This is a genomic window from Pantoea hericii, from assembly GCF_014155795.1.
GTDB classification, from domain to species: Bacteria; Pseudomonadota; Gammaproteobacteria; order Enterobacterales; family Enterobacteriaceae; genus Pantoea; species Pantoea eucalypti.
The window spans coordinates 145923-164463 of record NZ_SCKV01000008.1 but is presented as its reverse complement, the minus strand read 5'-3'; the positions used below and the strand labels follow the sequence as shown (position 1 = coordinate 164463).

Here is an 18541-nt window from a genome sequence, read left to right as displayed (position 1 = left end):
CGCTTACAGGGAAGCATACCATGCACCTTACTTTTCTTGGCACCGGCGGCGGTGCTCCCAGCCTGCAACGTAACGTGACCTCCATTGCTTTTACCCGCGCACTGAGTGGTGAAACCTGGCTGTTTGACTGCGGGGAAGGCACGCAATTACAGTTTATGCGCTCGAGCCTGAAACCGGGCAAGCTGGACAAGATTTTTATCACCCATCTGCATGGCGATCATATTTTCGGGCTGCCGGGATTACTCACCAGCCGGTCGATGGCCGGACTGACCTCACCGATCACGGTCTATGGCCCTAAAGGATTAAAGACCTTTGTTGAGACGGCGCTGTCGATCAGCGGCTCCTACACCGACTACCCGCTGAGCCTTATTGAGATTGAGGCGGGCTGGACGCTGGATGACGGTGAGTTTCGTATCAGTGCCTGGCCGCTGAGCCATCCGGTGGCGTGTTTTGGCTATCGCATTGAACAGCACGATAAACCCGGCTTGCTGGATGCCGCGCGGCTGAAAGCGGAAGGCGTGCCCCGTGGCCCGTGGTTCCAGCAGCTGAAGCAGGGGGAATGTGTGACGCTGGAAGATGGGCGGATAATCAACGGCGCTGACTATCTTGGCCCGGCGACACCCGGCAAAAAGCTGGCCATTTTTGGCGATACCGCACCGACCGACGTCGCGTTGCAACTGGCGGCGGATGTTGACCTGATGGTGCATGAAACCACGCTGGAGGCGGCGATGATGGAGAAAGCCAACGGACGCGGGCACTCCACCACCCTGCAGGCCGCCGACGTGGCAAAACGTGCCGGGGCAAAGCGGCTGATCGCCACCCATTTCAGCTCCCGCTATCTGGCAAAGGACATGAGCCGCCTGCTGGCGGAGTGCCAGACGATTTTTCCCCGCACTGAGCTGGCCTCGGATCTGGCCGTATTCACTGTTTAGTGATGCAGTGCCGGATAGGTAAAGAAAAGCAGATGGGTGAGGTTAAGGGCAAAGTGCAGGGCGGTCGCCAGCCATAACCGGCCGCTCCAGTGCCACGCCAGACCGTAAATCAGCCCGGCCAGGGAGGCGAATACCACCAGCAGCATGCCGCCCTGGATATGTGCCAGCCCAAACAGCAGCGAGCAGATCAGCAGCGCGGGCATCGCTCCCAGCGACTCTCTCAGCCGCTGTTGCAGATAGCCCCGGAACAGCGCCTCTTCGGCCAGCGAGACAAAGAACAGATTCGCCAGCATAAACGCGGGCAGCCACGGTGGATTGTGAAGCTCAAATGCCAGACCACCCAGCAGCACGGCACTACACAGCAGCAGCGGCACGGCGGTGATTAACGTCAGTGCGGCAATCCACGGATAACGCGGCGGGCAGGCACGAGCGCGGAACAGCGTCGGCAGGCAGGCCAGCAGCACAAAGGGGATCAGCGCTTTATCGGCGTTGAAGGAGAAACTGAACGGCAGGCTCCGGGCACCCGTCTGCACCTCATCGACCTGGAGGGGATTGTTAAAGCCAGGGAAAAGATGGAGAAACAAGCCCAGCGAAATCAGCACCAGTAGCGCTTCGCTCAGGATTTGCTGGCGGGAACGGATCGGGTCAAAGCGGCGCAGCGCGACCAGTGCGGCGATCCCGCCCAGCAGCGGCAAGACCGGCCAGGTCAGAACCTGATGATAAAATCCCAGCAGCGCGACGAGCGCTAACAGCAGTAGCGCCAGCCGCCGGGCGGGTTGCAGGGCGCCCAGCGCACCTGCCAGCAGAATCCACATGAGGACTTATTCAGGAACGATCTGATTTACCGCATAGTGACCCGTTCCGGTCGGAACCAGTTTCTGGTGCAGCCACGGCAACAGGGTATTCATCTGATCGGCCAGCTTCCACGGTGGGTTAATCACGATCATGCCAGAGGCCGTCATGCCGCGCTGATCGCTGTCCGGACGGGCCGCCAGTTCGATCTGCAGAATATTGCGGATGCCGGTTGCTTCCAGGTCGCGCAGCATGTGTTTGATCTGCTGGCGTAACACCACCGGATACCACAGTGCAAAGACGCCGGTGCCAAAGCGTTTATGGCCTTCCTGAATGCCTTTCACTACCGCCTGGTAGTCGCTTTTCATCTCATACGGCGGATCAATCAACACCAGACCGCGACGCGACGGCGGTGGCAGTTTCGATTTTAACTGCTGATAACCGTCGGCACGATCGACGCGCGCGCGGTTATCTTTGCTGAATTCGTTACGCAGCAGCGGATAGTCGCTGGAGTGCAGCTCAGTGAGTTGCAGCTTGTCATCTTCACGCAGCAGATGACGGGCGATCAGCGGCGAGCCAGGATAGTAGCGCAGCGTGCCACTGCGGTTCAGCGCACGAATCGCATCAAAATAGGGCTGCAACAATTCCGGCGCATCGGGCTGCTGCCAGATACGTGAGATGCCTTCCAGATATTCACCGGTACGCTCGGCGTGCTCGCCGCTCAGCTGGTAGCGACCTGCGCCTGCATGGGTATCCAGGTAGAAAAACGGTTTCTCTTTCTCTTTCAGCGCCGTGATGATCAGGCTCAGAACGGTGTGCTTCAGCACGTCGGCGTGGTTGCCAGCATGGAAGCTATGGCGATAACTCAGCATTGTTTATCCTGTTGAAAGTATAAGGTTTTAATTGATGGAAAATCAATTTATACCAATTATTACCCCACGTATTACCCACAGAACGACGCACAGCAACCGACGCAGGAAAAGCATGAGAATCGGCGATTATATCAGGGATGACCCGCTGATGGGCCAGAAGCGTGATAACAAATCGGGATTGCAGAGTGCGGTTCAGGGTGACGAGCTGGGTTTGTGGTTTCCGGGCGGGTCAACCGGCCGCAAAATCTGCCCGGCGCGCCCGCCAGGATTTAAGGCATCAGACAAAAGCAGGCATTTTCCGTGCGATGATCCGCGCGTTTCTTCCCCACCTCATCCTGGCTGCCATTGATTTTCGCTACACTAAGCCGCATGTTACTTAGATTGCGTTGCGCGACCCGCTGCGCCCCATACATCTCTAAAGGACTGCGCTATGACCAATCCGCTACTGACATCTTTTACGCTTCCCCCTTTTTCTGCCATCCAGCCTGAACATGTTGTTCCTGCCGTGACGGAAGTGCTGAGCAAATGCCGCGCAGAAGTCGAAAAAGTCGTGGCGCAGGGTGCGCCCTATACCTGGGATAATCTGGTTCAGCCGCTGGCGGAAACCGACGATCGTCTGAGCCGCATTTTCTCACCGGTCAGCCATCTGAATGCGGTAAAAAACAGCCCGGAACTGCGTGAAGCCTATGAGCAGACATTGCCGCTGCTCTCTGAATACAGCACCTGGGTCGGTCAGCATGAAGGCCTCTATCAGGCGTATCGCAATCTCAAAGAGGGTGATCAGTACGCGGCTCTGGATCTGGCGCAGAAGAAAGCGGTCGATAACGCCCTGCGTGATTTTGAACTCTCCGGTATTGGCCTGCCAAAAGATAAACAGCAACGCTATGGCGAAATCGCCGCGCGTCTCTCGGAGCTGGGTTCGGCTTACAGCAACAATGTGCTTGATGCCACCATGGGCTGGAGCAAGCTGATCACCGATGAAAGTGAGCTGGCCGGTATGCCGGAAAGCGCCATGGCGGCAGCGAAAGCCCAGGCTGAAGCCAAAGAGCAGGACGGCTGGCTGCTGACGCTGGATATCCCAAGCTATCTGCCGGTCATGACCTACTGCGACAACGCGGCGCTGCGGGAAGAGATGTATCGCGCCTATGCAACGCGCGCCTCCGATCAGGGTCCGAATGCCGGTAAGTGGGATAACGGACCTATCATGGCGGAAGAGCTGGCGCTGCGTCACGAGCTGGCACAGCTGCTGGGCTTCGACTCCTACGCCGATAAATCACTGGCGACCAAAATGGCGCAAAGCCCGTCTCAGGTGATCGACTTCCTGAATGACCTGGCTGAACGCGCCCGTCCGCAGGGTGAAAAAGAGCTGGAGCAACTGCGCGCTTTCGCTCAAAAAGAGCATGGCGTCACTGAACTGAATCCGTGGGATCTCACCTATTACGGCGAAAAGCAGAAGCAGCATCTCTATACCATCAGCGATGAGCAACTGCGTCCTTACTTCCCGGAAGAGCGTGCGGTCGCCGGTCTGTTTGAAGTCGTTAAACGCATTTATGGCATCAGCGCGAAGCAGCGTACCGACGTTGAGGTTTACCATCCGGACGTGAAGTTCTTCGATCTGTTCGATGAAACCGGCGAACTGCGCGGCAGCTTCTATCTCGACCTCTACGCCCGCGAGCACAAACGTGGCGGGGCGTGGATGGATGACTGCGTGGGCCAGATGCGTAAAGCCGATGGCAGCCTGCAGAAGCCGGTCGCTTACCTGACCTGTAACTTTAACCGCCCGGTGAAAGGCAAACCTGCGCTGTTCACCCATGACGAAGTGATTACTCTGTTCCATGAGTTTGGTCATGGCCTGCACCACATGCTGACCCGCATCGAAGCGCCTGGCGTTTCCGGTATCAGCGGTGTGCCATGGGATGCGGTCGAACTGCCAAGCCAGTTTATGGAAAACTGGTGCTGGGAACCGGATGCGCTGGCGTTTATCTCGGGTCACTTTGAGACTGGCGAACCGCTGCCGAAAGAACTGCTGGATAAAATGCTGGCGGCGAAGAATTACCAGGCCGCGCTGTTTATCCTGCGTCAGCTGGAGTTCGGCCTGTTCGATTTCCGTCTGCACACCGAGTTTAATCCGGAGAAGGGCGCGCAGATTCTGGAAACCCTGCGTGAAGTGAAAAGCCGCGTAGCGGTCGTTCCGAGTCCGGAATGGGGCCGTTTCCCGCACGCCTTCAGCCACATCTTTGCCGGTGGTTATGCGGCGGGCTACTACAGCTATCTGTGGGCAGACGTGCTGGCGGCGGATGCTTACTCCCGCTTCGAAGAAGAGGGCATCTTCAACCGTGAAACCGGTCAGTCTTTCCTGGATAACATCCTGACGCGTGGCGGTTCTGAAGAGCCGATGGAGCTGTTCAAACGCTTCCGCGGTCGTGAACCGCAACTCGATGCGATGCTGGAACATTACGGCATTCAGGGATAAGTCAGTTTGTGAAAATCTGTTTGCTCGATGAATCAGGCGCCGGAGACGGCGCCTTATCACGTTTAGCGCAGCGCTGGCAGCTGGAGCACGATGAAGATGCGCTGCTGGCGCTGGTGCAGACATCAACGCACCTGGAACTGCGTAAACGTGATGAGCCTAAGCTGGGCGGTATTTTTGTTGATTTCGTCACCGGCGCAATGGCGCATCGCCGTCGTTTCGGCGGTGGACGCGGCGAAGCTGTCGCCAAAGCGGTGGGTATTAAAGGCGGTTATCTGCCGGATGTGGTGGATGCGACGGCAGGACTGGGGCGTGATGCGTTTGTGCTGGCGGCGCTCGGCTGCCGGGTGCGGATGCTGGAACGTCATCCGGTAGTGGCTGCCCTGCTTGAAGATGGTCTTCAGCGCGGTTATCAGGATGCGGAAATTGGCCCCTGGCTGCGCGATCGTCTGACGCTGATTCATGCGGCCAGCGCGCAGGCCCTGGGCGATATTACGCCGCAGCCAGATGTGGTCTATCTCGATCCGATGTATCCCCATCGCCAGAAAAGTGCACTGGTGAAAAAGGAGATGCGGGTGTTTCAGTCGCTGGTCGGGCCGGATGAAGATGCGGATGCGTTACTGGAACCGGCTCGTCGACTGGCGAAAAAGCGTATTGTGGTCAAACGACCAGACTATGCACCGCCGCTGGCGGGTGTCGTGACACAGGCGGCTGTGGTCACCAAAAGCCATCGCTTTGATATCTATCCCCCGCTCTGAACGTATAAAAAAAGCCGGCGTCGCGCCGGCTTTATTCATTTCGTCAAGCGTCTGAATTACGCCTCGTCTTCATCGCGCAACGGCACAATCAGCATGTCGATATGCACGGTATTGATCAACTGACGGGCTGAGGACATCAGCTTGCTCCAGAAATCCTGATGATGACCACACACCACCAGGTCAACGTCATATTTCTTGATGGCATCAACCAGAACCTGGCCGAGATCACCACTGCCGCTCAGTGTCTCACTGATCGGATAGCCCGCCGCATCTGACAACCCTTTCAGTGCGGCATGCGTCTCTTCAGAAATACGCTTCTGCATATCCCCTAAGTTGACATCAATCAGGCCGGTGTAGAGGTCAGAATAATTCACATCAACGTGAATCAGGGAAATTCTGGCATCGTAGGGACGCGCCAGCGAGACAGCCTTATCCACCAGCAACTGGCTTTCGGGAGAAAGGTCTACTGCAATCAGGATGTGTTTATAAGCCATGATAAAACTCCTTTCACGAGATTAAGGATGGCATCCGGTGTTCCTGCCGCGTCACAGCTTAGCGAAGTCCCTTGCGCGAGCGGGCGATGAGCGCCACCAAAGTGTCAACCTGCGTTGCAGGTGATGATGTTGTTATAGTCTGAGTATAGCCTTCTCTCATTGTAAATGCTGCTGTTGCCGTCTGGCTTATGAATAAGATCAAGGCTATGCCAGATTTACTCGCGCTGAACGAAAATCATCGTTGGAAAAAATGTAAAGAATTCTCCTACACTGAGAAAAGGCGGTCCGGTTCGCAGCCGCTCAGGGGGTCGAAAATTTTCGCAGTCCGGAGATTCAGTGGCTGGTTTTTTCTGCAGGCGGATTCAGTGCCAGACACTGAGTCTGTTGCTGCAATTCCAGCTGGGAGGGGGGAATATGATCAGCACTATTGCGCTTTTCTGGGCTCTTTGTGTGGTGTGTATCGTGAATATGGCGCGCTATTTTTCATCGCTGCGCGCGCTGCTGGCGGTATTACGGGGTTGTGATCCACTGCTGTATCAGTATGTCGATGGGGCGGGGTTTTTCACCTCTCACGGTCAGCCGAGTAAACAGGTGCGGCTGGTCACTTATATCTGGGCAAAACGCTATCTTGATCACCACGACGATGAGTTTATCCGGCGCTGTGAACGGGTGCGGGGACAGTTTGTTCTGACCAGTGCGCTGTGTGGGCTGGTGGTTATCAGTCTGGTGGCGCTGGCGATCTGGCATTAAAAAAGGGCGACTTGCGTCGCCCTTTTGTCAGCTGGCATCACACCAGTTTCAAGGCAATCCAGTAGAGCGAACCTGACAGCAGAATACAAACCGGCAGGGTGAAGATCCACGCCATGGCGATGTTCTTGATAGTCCGGCTCTGCAATCCGCCACCGTCGACCAGCATGGTACCGGCCACCGATGAAGAGAGGATATGCGTGGTAGAGACGGGCATGCCGGTATAGCTGGCAATACCAATCGACAGCGCTGCTGTCACCTGGGCTGACATTCCCTGCGCATAGGTCATGCCTTTTTTACCAATCTTCTCACCGATGGTGGTGGCAACACGACGCCAGCCAATCATAGTACCGGTGCCCAGCGCCAGCGCCACGGCCACAATAATCCAGATAGGCGCGTACTCGATGGTGCCAAGCAGGTCACTTTTCAGCTTATTGAGGAAGCGTTTGTCATCTGGCGTGGTTTCCTGCAGACGGGCCGCTTTATCGGCGGTGTCTGAGATACACAGCAGCAGACGACGCATCTGACCACGCTGATCAACGGTCAGCTGATCGTAGCTCTGCAGATTGTTCAGCAACACCTGCGCACGCTGCACTGCCTGCAGTGCTCGCGCGCTGTCACAGTGAAACTCCTGCGGGCTGGTTGCCGGCACTTCTTCCGGTGTTGGCAACTTAGGCGGGGCCATCTGGATGATATGTGTCAGTGACGCGTTGTGCTGCTGGTAATACTGTTCCAGATGGTTGACGGCATCGCGGGTGCGCGTGATGTCATAACCGGAGGCATTCATATTCACGACGAAACCAGCCGGCGCCACGCCAATCAGGACCAGCATGATCAGGCCAATGCCCTTCTGACCGTCATTCGCACCGTGCGAATAGCTCACGCCAATTGCCGAAACAATCAGTGCGATACGGGTCCAGAACGGCGGCTTTTTCTTGCCGTCGATCTTTTCGCGGTCAGCAGGCGTCATATGAATACGCGCACGCTTTTTGGTATTACTCCAGTAGCGACGCAGAATAAAGATTAACCCGCCCGCCATCACCAGGCCGACAATCGGCGACAGGATCAGAGAAAGGAAGATGTTCAGGACTTTCGGAATGTTGAGTGCATCAACCACCGAGGTTCCGCTCATCAGGGCGTTGGTCAGACCGATACCGATAATCGCGCCGATCAGTGTATGGGAGCTGGAGGCCGGCAGACCGAGATACCAGGTGCCGAGGTTCCAGATAATCGCCGCCAGCAGCATAGAAAACACCATGGCGAGACCGTGAGCCGATCCAACATTCAGCAACAGATCGGTGGGAAGCATATGAACAATAGCGTAGGCAACACTCAATCCACCGAGTAGTACGCCAAGGAAGTTGAATACACCCGCCATGACCACAGCAAGCTGGGCACGCATGGCACGCGTATAGATGACCGTCGCAACTGCGTTGGCCGTGTCGTGGAAACCGTTGATTGCTTCGTAAAACAATACAAACAGCAGGGCAAGAACCAATAACAGGCTAGTACTGAGGTCTAGACCAGCAAACAGATGTAGCATAAACGTTACGCCATTTTTGGAGGACATGAACGCGGCGCATTATCCGCGACAACGTGCTGTATGGGAAAGGAAAATATAGCGCTAATTTAACCTTTCTTCGCAGAGCGAATGGGTTACTCAGTGAAAAAGGGTTAGATATTAGACAGATACAATATGACACATTTACGGCAATTTTTTGACGCTGGCGTCCGGGTGAGCAGATCACTACAATCTGCGCCTTTCCAGTTAAGTGAGTGAATGCAGTGGAACAGTTTGACGTTATCATCATTGGTGCCGGAGCCGCAGGGCTGTTCTGTGCCGCCCAGGCCGGGCAGCGCGGACTGAGCGTGTTACTGCTGGATAACGGCAAAAAGCCAGGCCGCAAGATTCTGATGTCGGGCGGTGGCCGCTGCAACTTCACCAATCTCTACACTGAACCGGCGGCGTATCTGTCGCACAATCCTCATTTCTGTAAATCCGCGCTGGCGCGTTATACCCAGTGGGATTTTATCGATCTGGTTAATCGCCACGGTATCGCCTGGCATGAAAAAACCCTGGGCCAGCTCTTCTGTGATGACTCTGCTCAGCAAATTGTCGATCTGCTGCTGGCCGAATGTGACAAGGGCAATGTCACCCTGCGACTGCGCAGTGAAGTGCTCAGTGTTGAGCGCGATGAAAGCGGCTACACCCTGCAACTCAACGGCAGTACGGTTCAGGCGAAGAAGCTGGTGATTGCCAGTGGTGGTCTGTCGATGCCAGGCCTGGGTGCCACGCCGTTTGGCTACAAAATTGCAGAGCAATTTGGTCTGAATGTGTATCCGACCCGGGCGGCTCTGGTGCCCTTTACGCTGCATAAGCCACTGCTGGAACAATTACAGACGCTCTCAGGCGTTGCGCTGGACACCACCATCGATGCGCAGGATGGTACCCGCTTTAAAGAGGCGATGCTGTTTACTCACCGTGGGCTCTCCGGACCTGCGGTACTGCAAATCTCCAGCTACTGGCTGCCCGGCGAATTTGTCACCATCGACCTGTTACCCGCTACGCCGCTTGAGGCGTTTCTGACGGCGCAGCGTGAAGCGCATCCGAATCTCAGCCTGAAAAACAGCCTGGCGAAAATTCTGCCGAAGCGTCTGGTGGAAGTCCTGCAGGCGCTGAAGGTGGTGCCGGATATCACCCTGAAGCAGCTCAACAGCAAACAGCAAACTGAACTGGCGCTGTCACTGCACGCCTGGCGCATCCAGCCAAACGGCACCGAGGGATATCGTACTGCGGAAGTGACGCTGGGCGGCGTGGATACCACACAGCTCTCCTCAAAAACCATGGAGGTGCGCGCGGTGCCGGGACTTTACTTTATTGGTGAAGTGGCCGATGTCACCGGCTGGCTGGGGGGATATAACTTCCAGTGGGCGTGGAGTTCCGCCTGGGCTTGCGCCCAGGCGTTGTAACGCGCGTTTACCAGCGCTGATGCACGTGAGGCGCGATCTTCTCCTGATAGATCTCTTTCAGCGCCGTCATCGTATCTGCAGAGAGCGCATCGACATCGCTGGCGCGGGCATTGGCTTCAGCCTGTTCGCGGTTTTTCGCGCCAGGAATCACCACGCTGACGTCCTCGTTCATCAGGATCCAGCGCAGCGCAAACATCGCCATGGTGGTATCGCCCGTGACAAAGCGCCGAATCTCCTCAACCGCCTCCAGCGCTACCTCATAAGGCACGCCGGAAAAGGTCTCGCCTTTATCAAACGCTTCACCATTTCGGTTAAAGGCGCGATGGTCGTCAGCGGCAAACACGCTGTCGGCGCGCATTTTGCCGGTCAGCAGGCCTGAAGCCAGCGGCACACGGGCAATGATCGCCACATCACGGCGTTTCGCTTCACGCAACAGCAGTTCCGCGGGACGCTGACGGAAAATGTTGTAAATCAGCTGAATCGACGAGACGTTTGGAAATGCCAGCGCTTTCAGGCCTTCCTCGACTTTCTCAACGGAGACGCCGTAGTGACGGATTTTTCCGGCGGCGACCATCTCATCCATCACCGCAAACACGTCCGGGTTGTAGTAAACCTCCGTCGGTGGGCAATGTAGCTGCACCAGATCCAGCGTGTCGGTCTGCAGATTTTCCCGTGAGCGATCGATAAAGGCGTTGAGGTTTTCGGCGTTGTAGCCCTCAGCCACGTGCGGTGACAGGCGACGCCCCAGCTTGGTGGCCACAAACGGGCGTTCACCGCCGCGCTGATTCAGCACCTCTGCAATAATTTTTTCGGAGCGGCCATCGCCATAGACATCGGCGGTATCAATAAAGGTGATGCCTGCATCCAGCGCAGCATTCAGCGCGGCTTTGGCATCCTCCATGCTCACTTCTCCCCAGGTTCCGCCAATGGCCCATGCGCCAAAGCCAATTTCAGAGACGCGCTGACCGGTACGGCCCAGTGTTCGTTGTTTCATGCAAACCTTCCTCGATGCGTTTCAGACAGGGTGACAGAAAAGGGCTAGCCATTGAGCTTAGCCTTTTCCGCCGGTGAGGTGAGCCAGCGTTATTGCAGACCAGACGAGTCTGGACAGGATGTTTTTGACGGCAGGCTGCTGGTTACGTTGAAGATTTCTGCGGAAATCGGCTTTAAACAGGCGATTGCCGCTTCGCTAATTTATTGATTTTAAGAAATTTCACCCGAAATTAAACAGGCGAGAGTGTCGATTCGGTCACATACTTCACTTTTCAGGCCAACAATGGGATCGCTATGTTCAAATTTATTAAGTCGGTCTTTGCCAGTCCCGATAAGTTTCTGCAGATTATGACCCGTCAGGATATCAACGACTCAATTGCTGAAGGTGAGCGCATCATTATTGATGAGAACGGCAATATTTCAGTCAACACGCTGAGCGAGGAAGTCCACGAAGATTTTGCCCGGCACGTGAATACCTTAAAGGGAGTATAAGGTGGGTACCGCAATATTTATGGTGTTGATGGTGAGTGGTTACTGGTACACCAGCCGCGATTTAAACAGCCGCTTTAAAATCCGTCGCTCGTCGGGCTGGGATGTCTATTTCCTGGTGGCGCTCTACGGCTGTATTTTTGTTCTGCAGGGTGTCTTCGCCACCGGCATCATCTGGTTACTGCTGCTCTGTATTTCCGGCATCGCGAATGCCGTCCAGATGATCCCCGGCGTGCATCTGAAGTGGCAGGTCGAGTTTATGAACTGGAGTTTCCTGGGGATTCAGGCACCAGTTGTGATCATGCTCGCTTTTGCCATTCTGCTCTGCCTGTATCGCTCAAACTGGGCGGGCAGTGCACGGCTGAACGTATCGGGCCGTAAAGACCTTTATCAGCAACTGTCACGCTCCAACGGCGTTGAACAACTGCTGTTTCAGTGCATGGAAGAGGGCGAACTCGCGTGGATTACGATGAAGTCGCGCCGCATTTACATCGGCATGATTCATGCCTCGACGTTTGAATATGAGAGCACCAAAAACATTGTACTGATCCCGATGCTGAGCGGATACCGCGACAGCAAGACACTGAAGCTGGCGGTGGAACATAACTACAGCAAGTGGTACGCCGAGCATGACATCACGCTCGACTCGAAACCCAAAGATGCGATGTCGTTCCGCAAAGTGATCATGGTTGACCAGATTGAGAGTCTGTCACTGTTCGATCCCGCCAGTGCCGCCGCGCTGTCAATGGGACATCCGCAGGAAGTGGAGAAGAGTCAGGGTACTGACGACGCGGACAGCCCGGATGATAAAAGCCGGGACGCTGCGGGTTAAGAAAGCCCGATCGGTTTCCCCTGATGATGTGGCATCCTCAGGGGAAACCGATCCCCCTCACGCCATATTTTCCGCCGTAAACAGTCTGAACGCCACTTTACCCGCCTGATAGATATCCGGTTGATAGCCGGTTTCCAGATGACTCAGCATCAAATCAATCGCCAGCCGGGCATGCTGCTGAGCATGTTGATCCAGGGTAAAGGCCACTTCATCGTTCAGCAGCAGCTTACGTGTCACATCATAAAGTTCATGAGTGATATAGGTGCATTTACCCAGCAACTGGTGGGCACGTAGTGTGTCGCTGACAACAGTATTGCCCATGCCAGTGTTGTAGACCCCTGCAATCATCTGCGACGGTTGCAGGTTGCGGGCCAGCACGCTGCGGATTGTCTCCCGCTGATCCTGACCCGACAGCACCTCACGCAGATGACGCTGGGGCGCGCGCTGCGCCATGGCCTCCCGGAATCCGTCAATGCGCTGACGGTGGGCGCGATAATCGAAGCGGCCACTGACCATTAGAATGTCGCCGGGCTGACTCACCGTTTTACTCATCAGTAATCCCGCCGTGCGTCCGGCCTGATACTGGTCAATGCCGACATGACATAAGCGGTCGGCATCAGGCAGATCGGTAACGATGGTAATCACCGGCACATTGCGGCTGCGGCACAGCGCTAGCGCCCGGTAGATGGGCGGTGAATCATGTGCAAAGACAATGATGCCGTCGCGCGTGCTGCTGCGGGCGATAATACTTTGCGCCAGCTGCTCAGGCTGTGCCTCGGCCACCAGAGTTTTATGCAGTTTCAGGCGACGATAGCCAAGCTGGCTGGCGACTTCGCTGAAATGGGTAGTAAGCTGCTGAAAAAAGGAGGAGCCGTTATTACTCAGGAACACCTCAATTTGCCAGGGATGCTGGTACTCCTCTGGCAGCAGACGCTTCAATCCCACTTCGCGCGCAGCTTTCAGGACTTTACGGCTGGTCTCCAGTGACACGCCGCCGCGTTCATTCAGCACACGATCGACCGTCGCAATCCCGACGCCCGCCATTTTTGCCACCACCTCTAAGGTGAGCTTTTTCATTCAGACTCCACGGGAAAAATGGCGATTAACTGCTGCCTGCCTGACTATTTATCTCTTCTAATCGGTTAAAAGTAAAAGATAAAGCAATTTAATGATGGAAAACCATCATCAGCGTTATGCCGCAAGGTTTTTACCGACCGTGCTGTCGCCACGCTAAAAAGCACAGCGGGCCGCTGTCCTGGCGGAATACCCGTTAAGCTTGTAGTGAGACAATCAACGAGGAGTGAATATGGCTCAGCAAAAAGAGGTTCTGATTATTGGTGCTTCGCGCGGTATCGGGCTGGCGGTGGCACAGGCGTTTGCGGGTGAGGGCTGGCAGGTCACGGCTACGCATCGCAGTGGCATTCCAGAGCAGGGTAATAAGCCAGACATTCACTGGCATGCGCTGGATATGACGCACTCATCGGCGGTTCAGCAGCTTGCCAGCCAGCTCAGTGGCAAAACGTTCGATGCGATTCTGATTAACGCCGGGATTTCCGGGCCTTCACACCAGAAGGTCTTGCAGAGTGACGATCAGGATCTGGCGCAGCTGTTCCTGACCAACGCGATAGCGCCGGTTCGCAGTGCAGAGATTTTGCTGCCGCTGTTGAAGCCGGAAGGTGTGCTGGCGCTGACCTCATCTCAGCTCGGCAGCCTGAATGAAAACCCGCAGGCGCAGATGCCGATTTATTCGGCCAGCAAAGCGGCCCTGAATATGCTGAGCCGCACACTGACTCCGGCAGTTGACGCGCAGAGCGGGACGCTGCTGACGCTGCACCCCGGCTGGGTGAAAACAGATATGGGTGGCGAGAGTGCGCCACTGACAGCAGAAGAGAGTGCGGCCGGTATCGTCCGGCAACTGACCCACTGGCGCGGTCGTGGTGGTCATCACTATGTCGATTACGCCGGCCAGCAGCTGCAATGGTAAGTTGATACGGGGCGGTTACGCCCCGATGTCACGTAGTGCTTTGCCTTTCATCAGGTTGCGTTCAATGTGCTCCAGCGTCACATGTTTGGTCTCGGGAACCAACATCATCGTCAGCACGATAAACACCAGATTAAGCGCGCCGTAGAGCCAGAAGGTATTGGCATTCCCCAGCTGATCCAGCATGGTCAGGAAGGTCGCACCCACAATCATATTACCGACCCAGTTCGTGGTGGTGGAGGCGGTAATGCCGAAATCACGTCCTTTCAGCGGCTGAATTTCTGAGCAGAGCAGCCAGATGACCGGTCCGGCCGCCATCGCGAAGCCGACGATAAACATCAGCAGCATCGCAATAGCAAAGTATTTGCGGAAATCTGTTTCAACGCCAATATGCAGCAGCGTGCCCAGGACGCCCATGCCGACTGCCATCACCAGAAAACTGGTGGTGAGCATCGGCTTGCGGCCCCAGCGATCAACAAAGAAAATCGCAATCAGCGTAGCCAGCATGTTGACCAGCCCGACAATCACCGTACCCCACATCTGCTCACTGGTGCTGGAGAAGCCGGCAATATTGAAGATTTTAGGGGCGTAATACATCACAACATTCATGCCGGTAAACTGTTGCATCACCTGCAGCAGCATGCCCAGCCATACCGCGCGGCGGAAATTACCGTTAGAGCGGAAAAGCGACCAGCCACGCTGCTTCACCTGCAGGCTTTCACGGATCTCTTCCAGCTCCTCCCGGGCCTGTTCACTGCTGTTCCGTAGCCGATCCAGTACCCGCTGTGCTTCGTTAAAACGCCCATGTGCTGCCAGCCAGCGCGGACTGTTAGGCAGGAACAGCACGCCGATAAACAGGATCACCGCTGGGATGGCGATAACACCGAGCATCCCACGCCAGTTGCCGCTGTAGCTGAACGCGGTATCAGAGAGATAAGCCACCACGATGCCGGTGGTCAGCATCAGCTGGTACATGGAAATCATCGAACCACGAATACGTTCCGGCGCAATCTCTGCCAGGTACAATGGTGCGGTATAAGAGGCGATGCCCACCGCCAGACCCAGCATCACGCGGGCGCAGACCAGTGACTCGACATCCGGGGAGAACGCTGACCACAGCGAGCCAATTACAAACAACGTTGCGCCTGCCAGCATACTTTTCTTGCGTCCCAGCTTTGATGACATCCAGCCCGCCGCCAGCGCACCCAGCGCCGCGCCGAACATCATTGAACTCACCACCCACTCCTGCTGATGGTTAGTTATCTGCAAATCCTTTGCCAGAAACGGTAAGGCACCGGCAATGACACCGATATCCAGACCAAACAGCAGGCCTGACAGCGCAGCCATAAAACAGACGAACCACGTAAAACGGTTCTGCTGACTTCCCGATTTTTTTGTCGCGACCATGCGAGTCTCCTTGAGGCGATTCAATGTCAATATTGTTAATGTTATGTAAACATAGTTGATGCCAGTGTGGTGACGATCACACTTCTGGCTATAACCCGTGCTGCACAGCATTACGCTAAAAAGAAAACATCGAAGATCAGCGGGTTGGCACTACAGGGAATAAGGGCGGATGAAGCACGATTACACCAAACGAGGCATATCAGACCCGTTTTGCAACTGACTGCTTGCAGCATTACACTGCTGCTTTTCAGCCATTGATTGAAGGTGCTTATGTCTGAACCTTTCCAGCGCCAGCCGCTGCCGCTGCCGGGCGGTCATAAAAAAGTCCTGCTGCACTCCTGTTGCGCGCCCTGTTCGGGTGAAGTGATGGAAGCGATGCTGGCATCCGGTATTGAATACACCATCTATTTTTACAACCCGAATATTCACCCGCTCAAAGAGTATGAGCTGCGAAAAGAGGAGAATATTCGCTTTGCCGAAAAATTTGGTGTGCCGTTTGTGGATGCGGACTATGACCGGGATAACTGGTTTGAGCGCGCGCGCGGGCTGGAGTGGTCACCGGAACGGGGTGAGCGCTGCACCATGTGCTTTGATATGCGTTTTGAGCGTACGGCACTCTATGCCCATGAGAACGGCTTCCCGGTGATGACCAGTTGCCTGGGGATCTCACGCTGGAAAGATATGAAGCAGATTAACAGCTGTGGTGTCCGCGCCGCGTCAGCATATCCGGATCTGATGTACTGGGATTTTAACTGGCGTAAAGGCGGTGGGTCTTCGCGCATGATTGAAATCAGTAAGCGCGAGAGTTTTTATCAGCAGGAATATTGTGGCTGCGTCTATTCACTGCGCGACACCAATCGTCATCGCGTCGCCCAGGGGCGTGAGCGCATTCAGATTGGCGTGCAATATTATCAGCCGGATGAAGCCTGATTAACCCCTGTCGCGGAATGGCTCTGCCTGCGTATATTCGTGCGTGAAGTGCGTAACAGGCCGGACTGTTACCCCAGCATCCGGCTTTATACTTTCCTCACGCACAAAGCTGCATAAGGTACAGGGATGCGCTACCTCAGCCAGCTGCTGTTTCGCCTTGTGGTTCATCTGACGTTTGCGACAGGTGCTCGGCGTGCAACCCATAATCTGTTTAAAAGAGCGGGTAAAAGATTGCTGGCTTTCAAAATGGTATTTCAGTGCCAGAGTGATAATAGGTGTCTGGCTGTTTTTTAAATCATGAATGCTGGCGTTAAGTTTTCTCTTACGAATATAACGCGCCAGTGTTTCATTATGGTAACGGGCAAAGAGTTTCTGTAAATACCATCTGGAATAACCTGCCTTTATGGCAATATCATCAACACTCAGGCGCTGGCCAGGATTATTATTAATCCATTCAGTGACAGAGATGATTACGCTTTCATTATATTTATTTTCGCTCATAGCGACTCCACGGTTAAATTCATCACGAATGTGAAAAATCTACCTTAATGTTCTTATTCTTTGCGTAAACATTTTTCAGGTTTTGAGTTTTTATCTCCTGATATTATTCATCCGAACAGCCGTTTTTTATTAAATTAGATGAATTGTGATAAATCTGTTGGGAAATATAGATGATTGATATCTGGCAGATAAAAATTAAATCAGACGCTATGCCGCTGACCACCTCCTGATGAATCCTGGCAGCCGCCGTGTTATTAACGTGATAGCACCGCCTGGCAATAGATTTTTCACAATGACATGCCAGGCTTACGACTCACCTTTAACATGGAGTACCCCCGGATGAGCCCGACATACGCGCTGAAAAAACCGCTTGCCGCCTTGCTCACCTCGCTGGCCTTATTGGCTCATGCACCTGCCCATGCTGCGTCTGTATATGGCGAACAGCTGGAGGGGTTTCAATATCCCTATCCTCTGCAGCATTTTGACTTTCAGTCTCAGCAGCAACCGCTGAGCATGGGCTTTATGGATGTCAAACCGGTGCAACGTGCCAACGGCAAAACCGTGGTGCTGATGCACGGTAAAAACTTCTGTGGCGCGACCTGGGAAGAGACGATTCGCGCACTGAGTCAGCAGGGATATCGCGTTATCGCGCCCGACCAGATTGGCTTCTGCAGCTCGACCAAGCCCGCCATCTATCAATACAGTTTTCAGCAACTGGCAGAGAACACCCATCAGCTGCTTGCACGGCTGGGAGTGGAGAAGGCGGTCATTGTCGGTCATTCAACCGGCGGGATGCTGGCAACGCGTTATGCGTTGATGTACCCGGCGCAGACGCAGAAGCTGGTACTGGTTAACCCGATAGGGCTGGAGGACTGGAAAGCCAAAGGTGCACCGTGGCGTTCGGTGGATCAGTGGTATCAGCGCGAACTCAAACTCAGCGCGGCGGGTATTAAGAAGTATGAACAGCAGACTTACTATGTCGGGCGCTGGAAACCCGAATATGATAAGTGGGTCGATATGCTGGCCGGACTAAACAGTGGGCCGGGCCATCAGAAGGTGGCGTGGAACTCCGCCTTAATCTACGACATGATCTTCACTCAACCGGTGTTTTATGAGTTCGGCGATCTCAGGGTGCCGACCACTCTGATAATCGGTACGTCAGATACCACGGCCATTGGCAGTGATATCGCACCGGCGGAGGTGAAAGCCCGGTTGGGTGATTATGCGGTGCTGGGAAAAGAGGCGGCTAAACGTATCCCGGGCGCGCGCTTAATTGAATTTCCTGGCATGGGGCACGCACCACAAATGGAAGATCCGGCTAAGTTTAATCAGACGCTGCTCGACGATCTGGCCCGTCCCTGACCCCTCAGGCG

18 protein-coding genes are annotated in these 18541 nt (G+C 55.0%); 10 read left to right on the top strand and 8 right to left on the bottom strand.

The genetic code is table 11. The annotated features are described in order from the left end of the window. The first annotated feature begins 20 nt into the window (after positions 1–20). Positions 21–932 carry a ribonuclease Z gene (gene rnz / locus H7K52_RS17275; protein ID WP_182630262.1) on the top strand — a complete coding sequence of 304 codons (912 nt, stop codon included), beginning with the start codon at positions 21–23 and terminating at the stop codon, positions 930–932. On the opposite strand, the gene H7K52_RS17270 is transcribed toward rnz, so the two are convergent. Continuing rightward, positions 929–1747: a CPBP family intramembrane glutamic endopeptidase gene (locus H7K52_RS17270; protein ID WP_182630261.1), complete on the bottom strand. Its 819-nt coding sequence runs from the start codon at positions 1745–1747 to the stop codon at positions 929–931. The genes rnz and H7K52_RS17270 overlap by 4 nt on opposite strands. A 6-nt stretch (positions 1748–1753) precedes the next feature. Beyond that, a complete protein-coding gene (locus H7K52_RS17265) occupies positions 1754–2596 on the bottom strand; it encodes a 23S rRNA (adenine(2030)-N(6))-methyltransferase RlmJ (RefSeq protein ID WP_078805112.1) in 843 nt (280 codons plus the stop codon). A gap of 430 nt (positions 2597–3026) precedes the next feature. On the opposite strand from H7K52_RS17265, the gene prlC reads away from it, so the two are divergent. Beyond that, positions 3027–5069: an oligopeptidase A gene (prlC, locus tag H7K52_RS17260; protein WP_008926313.1), complete on the top strand. Its 2043-nt coding sequence runs from the start codon at positions 3027–3029 to the stop codon at positions 5067–5069. An 8-nt stretch (positions 5070–5077) separates the two neighbouring features. After that, positions 5078–5824: a 16S rRNA (guanine(1516)-N(2))-methyltransferase RsmJ gene (gene rsmJ / locus H7K52_RS17255; RefSeq protein ID WP_003852121.1), complete on the top strand. Its 747-nt coding sequence runs from the start codon at positions 5078–5080 to the stop codon at positions 5822–5824. 56 nt (positions 5825–5880) lie between these two features. Here rsmJ and uspA read toward each other — a convergent pair whose 3' ends face one another. Beyond that, positions 5881–6318 carry a universal stress protein UspA gene (gene uspA, locus H7K52_RS17250; protein WP_003852123.1) on the bottom strand — a complete coding sequence of 146 codons (438 nt, stop codon included), beginning with the start codon at positions 6316–6318 and terminating at the stop codon, positions 5881–5883. A gap of 414 nt (positions 6319–6732) precedes the next feature. Between uspA and uspB the strand changes: the two genes are divergently transcribed. Continuing rightward, on the top strand, positions 6733–7068 hold the full coding sequence (uspB, locus tag H7K52_RS17245) for a universal stress protein UspB (RefSeq protein WP_003852126.1): 336 nt from the start codon (positions 6733–6735) through the stop codon (positions 7066–7068). A 37-nt stretch (positions 7069–7105) separates the two neighbouring features. Here uspB and pitA read toward each other — a convergent pair whose 3' ends face one another. Beyond that, on the bottom strand, positions 7106–8608 hold the full coding sequence (gene pitA, locus H7K52_RS17240; RefSeq protein WP_139364727.1) for an inorganic phosphate transporter PitA: 1503 nt from the start codon (positions 8606–8608) through the stop codon (positions 7106–7108). Between the two features lie 242 nt (positions 8609–8850). Between pitA and H7K52_RS17235 the strand changes: the two genes are divergently transcribed. Continuing rightward, positions 8851–10035, top strand: coding sequence for a BaiN/RdsA family NAD(P)/FAD-dependent oxidoreductase (locus H7K52_RS17235; RefSeq protein WP_182630260.1), 1185 nt, complete (start codon positions 8851–8853; stop codon positions 10033–10035). A 7-nt stretch (positions 10036–10042) separates the two neighbouring features. Here the strand turns inward: H7K52_RS17235 and H7K52_RS17230 are convergent, their stop codons facing one another. After that, a complete protein-coding gene (locus H7K52_RS17230; RefSeq protein WP_182630259.1) occupies positions 10043–11029 on the bottom strand; it encodes an aldo/keto reductase in 987 nt (328 codons plus the stop codon). A 293-nt stretch (positions 11030–11322) separates the two neighbouring features. Between H7K52_RS17230 and H7K52_RS17225 the strand changes: the two genes are divergently transcribed. Together H7K52_RS17225 and H7K52_RS17220 are read left to right on the top strand one after the other, a co-directional pair. Then, a complete protein-coding gene (locus H7K52_RS17225; protein ID WP_003852137.1) occupies positions 11323–11520 on the top strand; it encodes a hypothetical protein in 198 nt (65 codons plus the stop codon). A gap of 1 nt (position 11521) precedes the next feature. Beyond that, positions 11522–12349, top strand: coding sequence for a hypothetical protein (locus tag H7K52_RS17220; RefSeq protein WP_182630258.1), 828 nt, complete (start codon positions 11522–11524; stop codon positions 12347–12349). Positions 12350–12406: 57 nt separating this feature from the next. Here H7K52_RS17220 and H7K52_RS17215 read toward each other — a convergent pair whose 3' ends face one another. Continuing rightward, entirely contained in the window at positions 12407–13426 is a 1020-nt protein-coding gene (locus H7K52_RS17215; RefSeq protein WP_182630257.1) for a LacI family DNA-binding transcriptional regulator, read from the bottom strand. Between the two features lie 229 nt (positions 13427–13655). Between H7K52_RS17215 and H7K52_RS17210 the strand changes: the two genes are divergently transcribed. Next, positions 13656–14333: an SDR family oxidoreductase gene (locus tag H7K52_RS17210; protein ID WP_039660857.1), complete on the top strand. Its 678-nt coding sequence runs from the start codon at positions 13656–13658 to the stop codon at positions 14331–14333. 15 nt (positions 14334–14348) lie between these two features. On the opposite strand, the gene H7K52_RS17205 is transcribed toward H7K52_RS17210, so the two are convergent. Next, the gene (locus H7K52_RS17205; protein WP_003852145.1) at positions 14349–15737 is read right to left on the bottom strand and encodes a sugar porter family MFS transporter; all 1389 of its coding nucleotides are present in this window, start codon (positions 15735–15737) and stop codon (positions 14349–14351) included. A gap of 270 nt (positions 15738–16007) precedes the next feature. Between H7K52_RS17205 and H7K52_RS17200 the strand changes: the two genes are divergently transcribed. Continuing rightward, complete coding sequence (locus tag H7K52_RS17200; protein WP_003852147.1) at positions 16008–16667, top strand: epoxyqueuosine reductase QueH; 660 nt, start codon at positions 16008–16010, stop codon at positions 16665–16667. Here the strand turns inward: H7K52_RS17200 and H7K52_RS17195 are convergent, their stop codons facing one another. Next, entirely contained in the window at positions 16668–17168 is a 501-nt protein-coding gene (locus H7K52_RS17195; protein WP_008926307.1) for a helix-turn-helix domain-containing protein, read from the bottom strand. A 339-nt stretch (positions 17169–17507) separates the two neighbouring features. On the opposite strand from H7K52_RS17195, the gene H7K52_RS17190 reads away from it, so the two are divergent. Then, positions 17508–18530, top strand: coding sequence for an alpha/beta fold hydrolase (locus tag H7K52_RS17190; RefSeq protein WP_182630256.1), 1023 nt, complete (start codon positions 17508–17510; stop codon positions 18528–18530). Positions 18531–18541 lie beyond the last annotated feature (11 nt).

Bases quoted from the DNA above. Each gene is read 5' to 3' on its own strand.
- H7K52_RS17200 (WP_003852147.1), top strand. From the start codon at position 16,008: ATGTCTGAACCTTTCCAGCGCCAGCCGCTGCCGCTGCCGGGCGGTCAT.
- rnz (WP_182630262.1), top strand. From the start codon at position 21: ATGCACCTTACTTTTCTTGGCACCGGCGGCGGTGCTCCCAGCCTGCAA.
- pitA (WP_139364727.1), bottom strand. From the start codon at position 8,608: ATGCTACATCTGTTTGCTGGTCTAGACCTCAGTACTAGCCTGTTATTG.
- H7K52_RS17210 (WP_039660857.1), top strand. From the start codon at position 13,656: ATGGCTCAGCAAAAAGAGGTTCTGATTATTGGTGCTTCGCGCGGTATC.
- H7K52_RS17230 (WP_182630259.1), bottom strand. From the start codon at position 11,029: ATGAAACAACGAACACTGGGCCGTACCGGTCAGCGCGTCTCTGAAATT.
- prlC (WP_008926313.1), top strand. From the start codon at position 3,027: ATGACCAATCCGCTACTGACATCTTTTACGCTTCCCCCTTTTTCTGCC.
- uspB (WP_003852126.1), top strand. From the start codon at position 6,733: ATGATCAGCACTATTGCGCTTTTCTGGGCTCTTTGTGTGGTGTGTATC.
- H7K52_RS17190 (WP_182630256.1), top strand. From the start codon at position 17,508: ATGAGCCCGACATACGCGCTGAAAAAACCGCTTGCCGCCTTGCTCACC.
- H7K52_RS17215 (WP_182630257.1), bottom strand. From the start codon at position 13,426: ATGAAAAAGCTCACCTTAGAGGTGGTGGCAAAAATGGCGGGCGTCGGG.
- H7K52_RS17225 (WP_003852137.1), top strand. From the start codon at position 11,323: ATGTTCAAATTTATTAAGTCGGTCTTTGCCAGTCCCGATAAGTTTCTG.
- H7K52_RS17265 (WP_078805112.1), bottom strand. From the start codon at position 2,596: ATGCTGAGTTATCGCCATAGCTTCCATGCTGGCAACCACGCCGACGTG.
- H7K52_RS17205 (WP_003852145.1), bottom strand. From the start codon at position 15,737: ATGGTCGCGACAAAAAAATCGGGAAGTCAGCAGAACCGTTTTACGTGG.
- H7K52_RS17270 (WP_182630261.1), bottom strand. From the start codon at position 1,747: ATGTGGATTCTGCTGGCAGGTGCGCTGGGCGCCCTGCAACCCGCCCGG.
- uspA (WP_003852123.1), bottom strand. From the start codon at position 6,318: ATGGCTTATAAACACATCCTGATTGCAGTAGACCTTTCTCCCGAAAGC.
- H7K52_RS17195 (WP_008926307.1), bottom strand. From the start codon at position 17,168: ATGAGCGAAAATAAATATAATGAAAGCGTAATCATCTCTGTCACTGAA.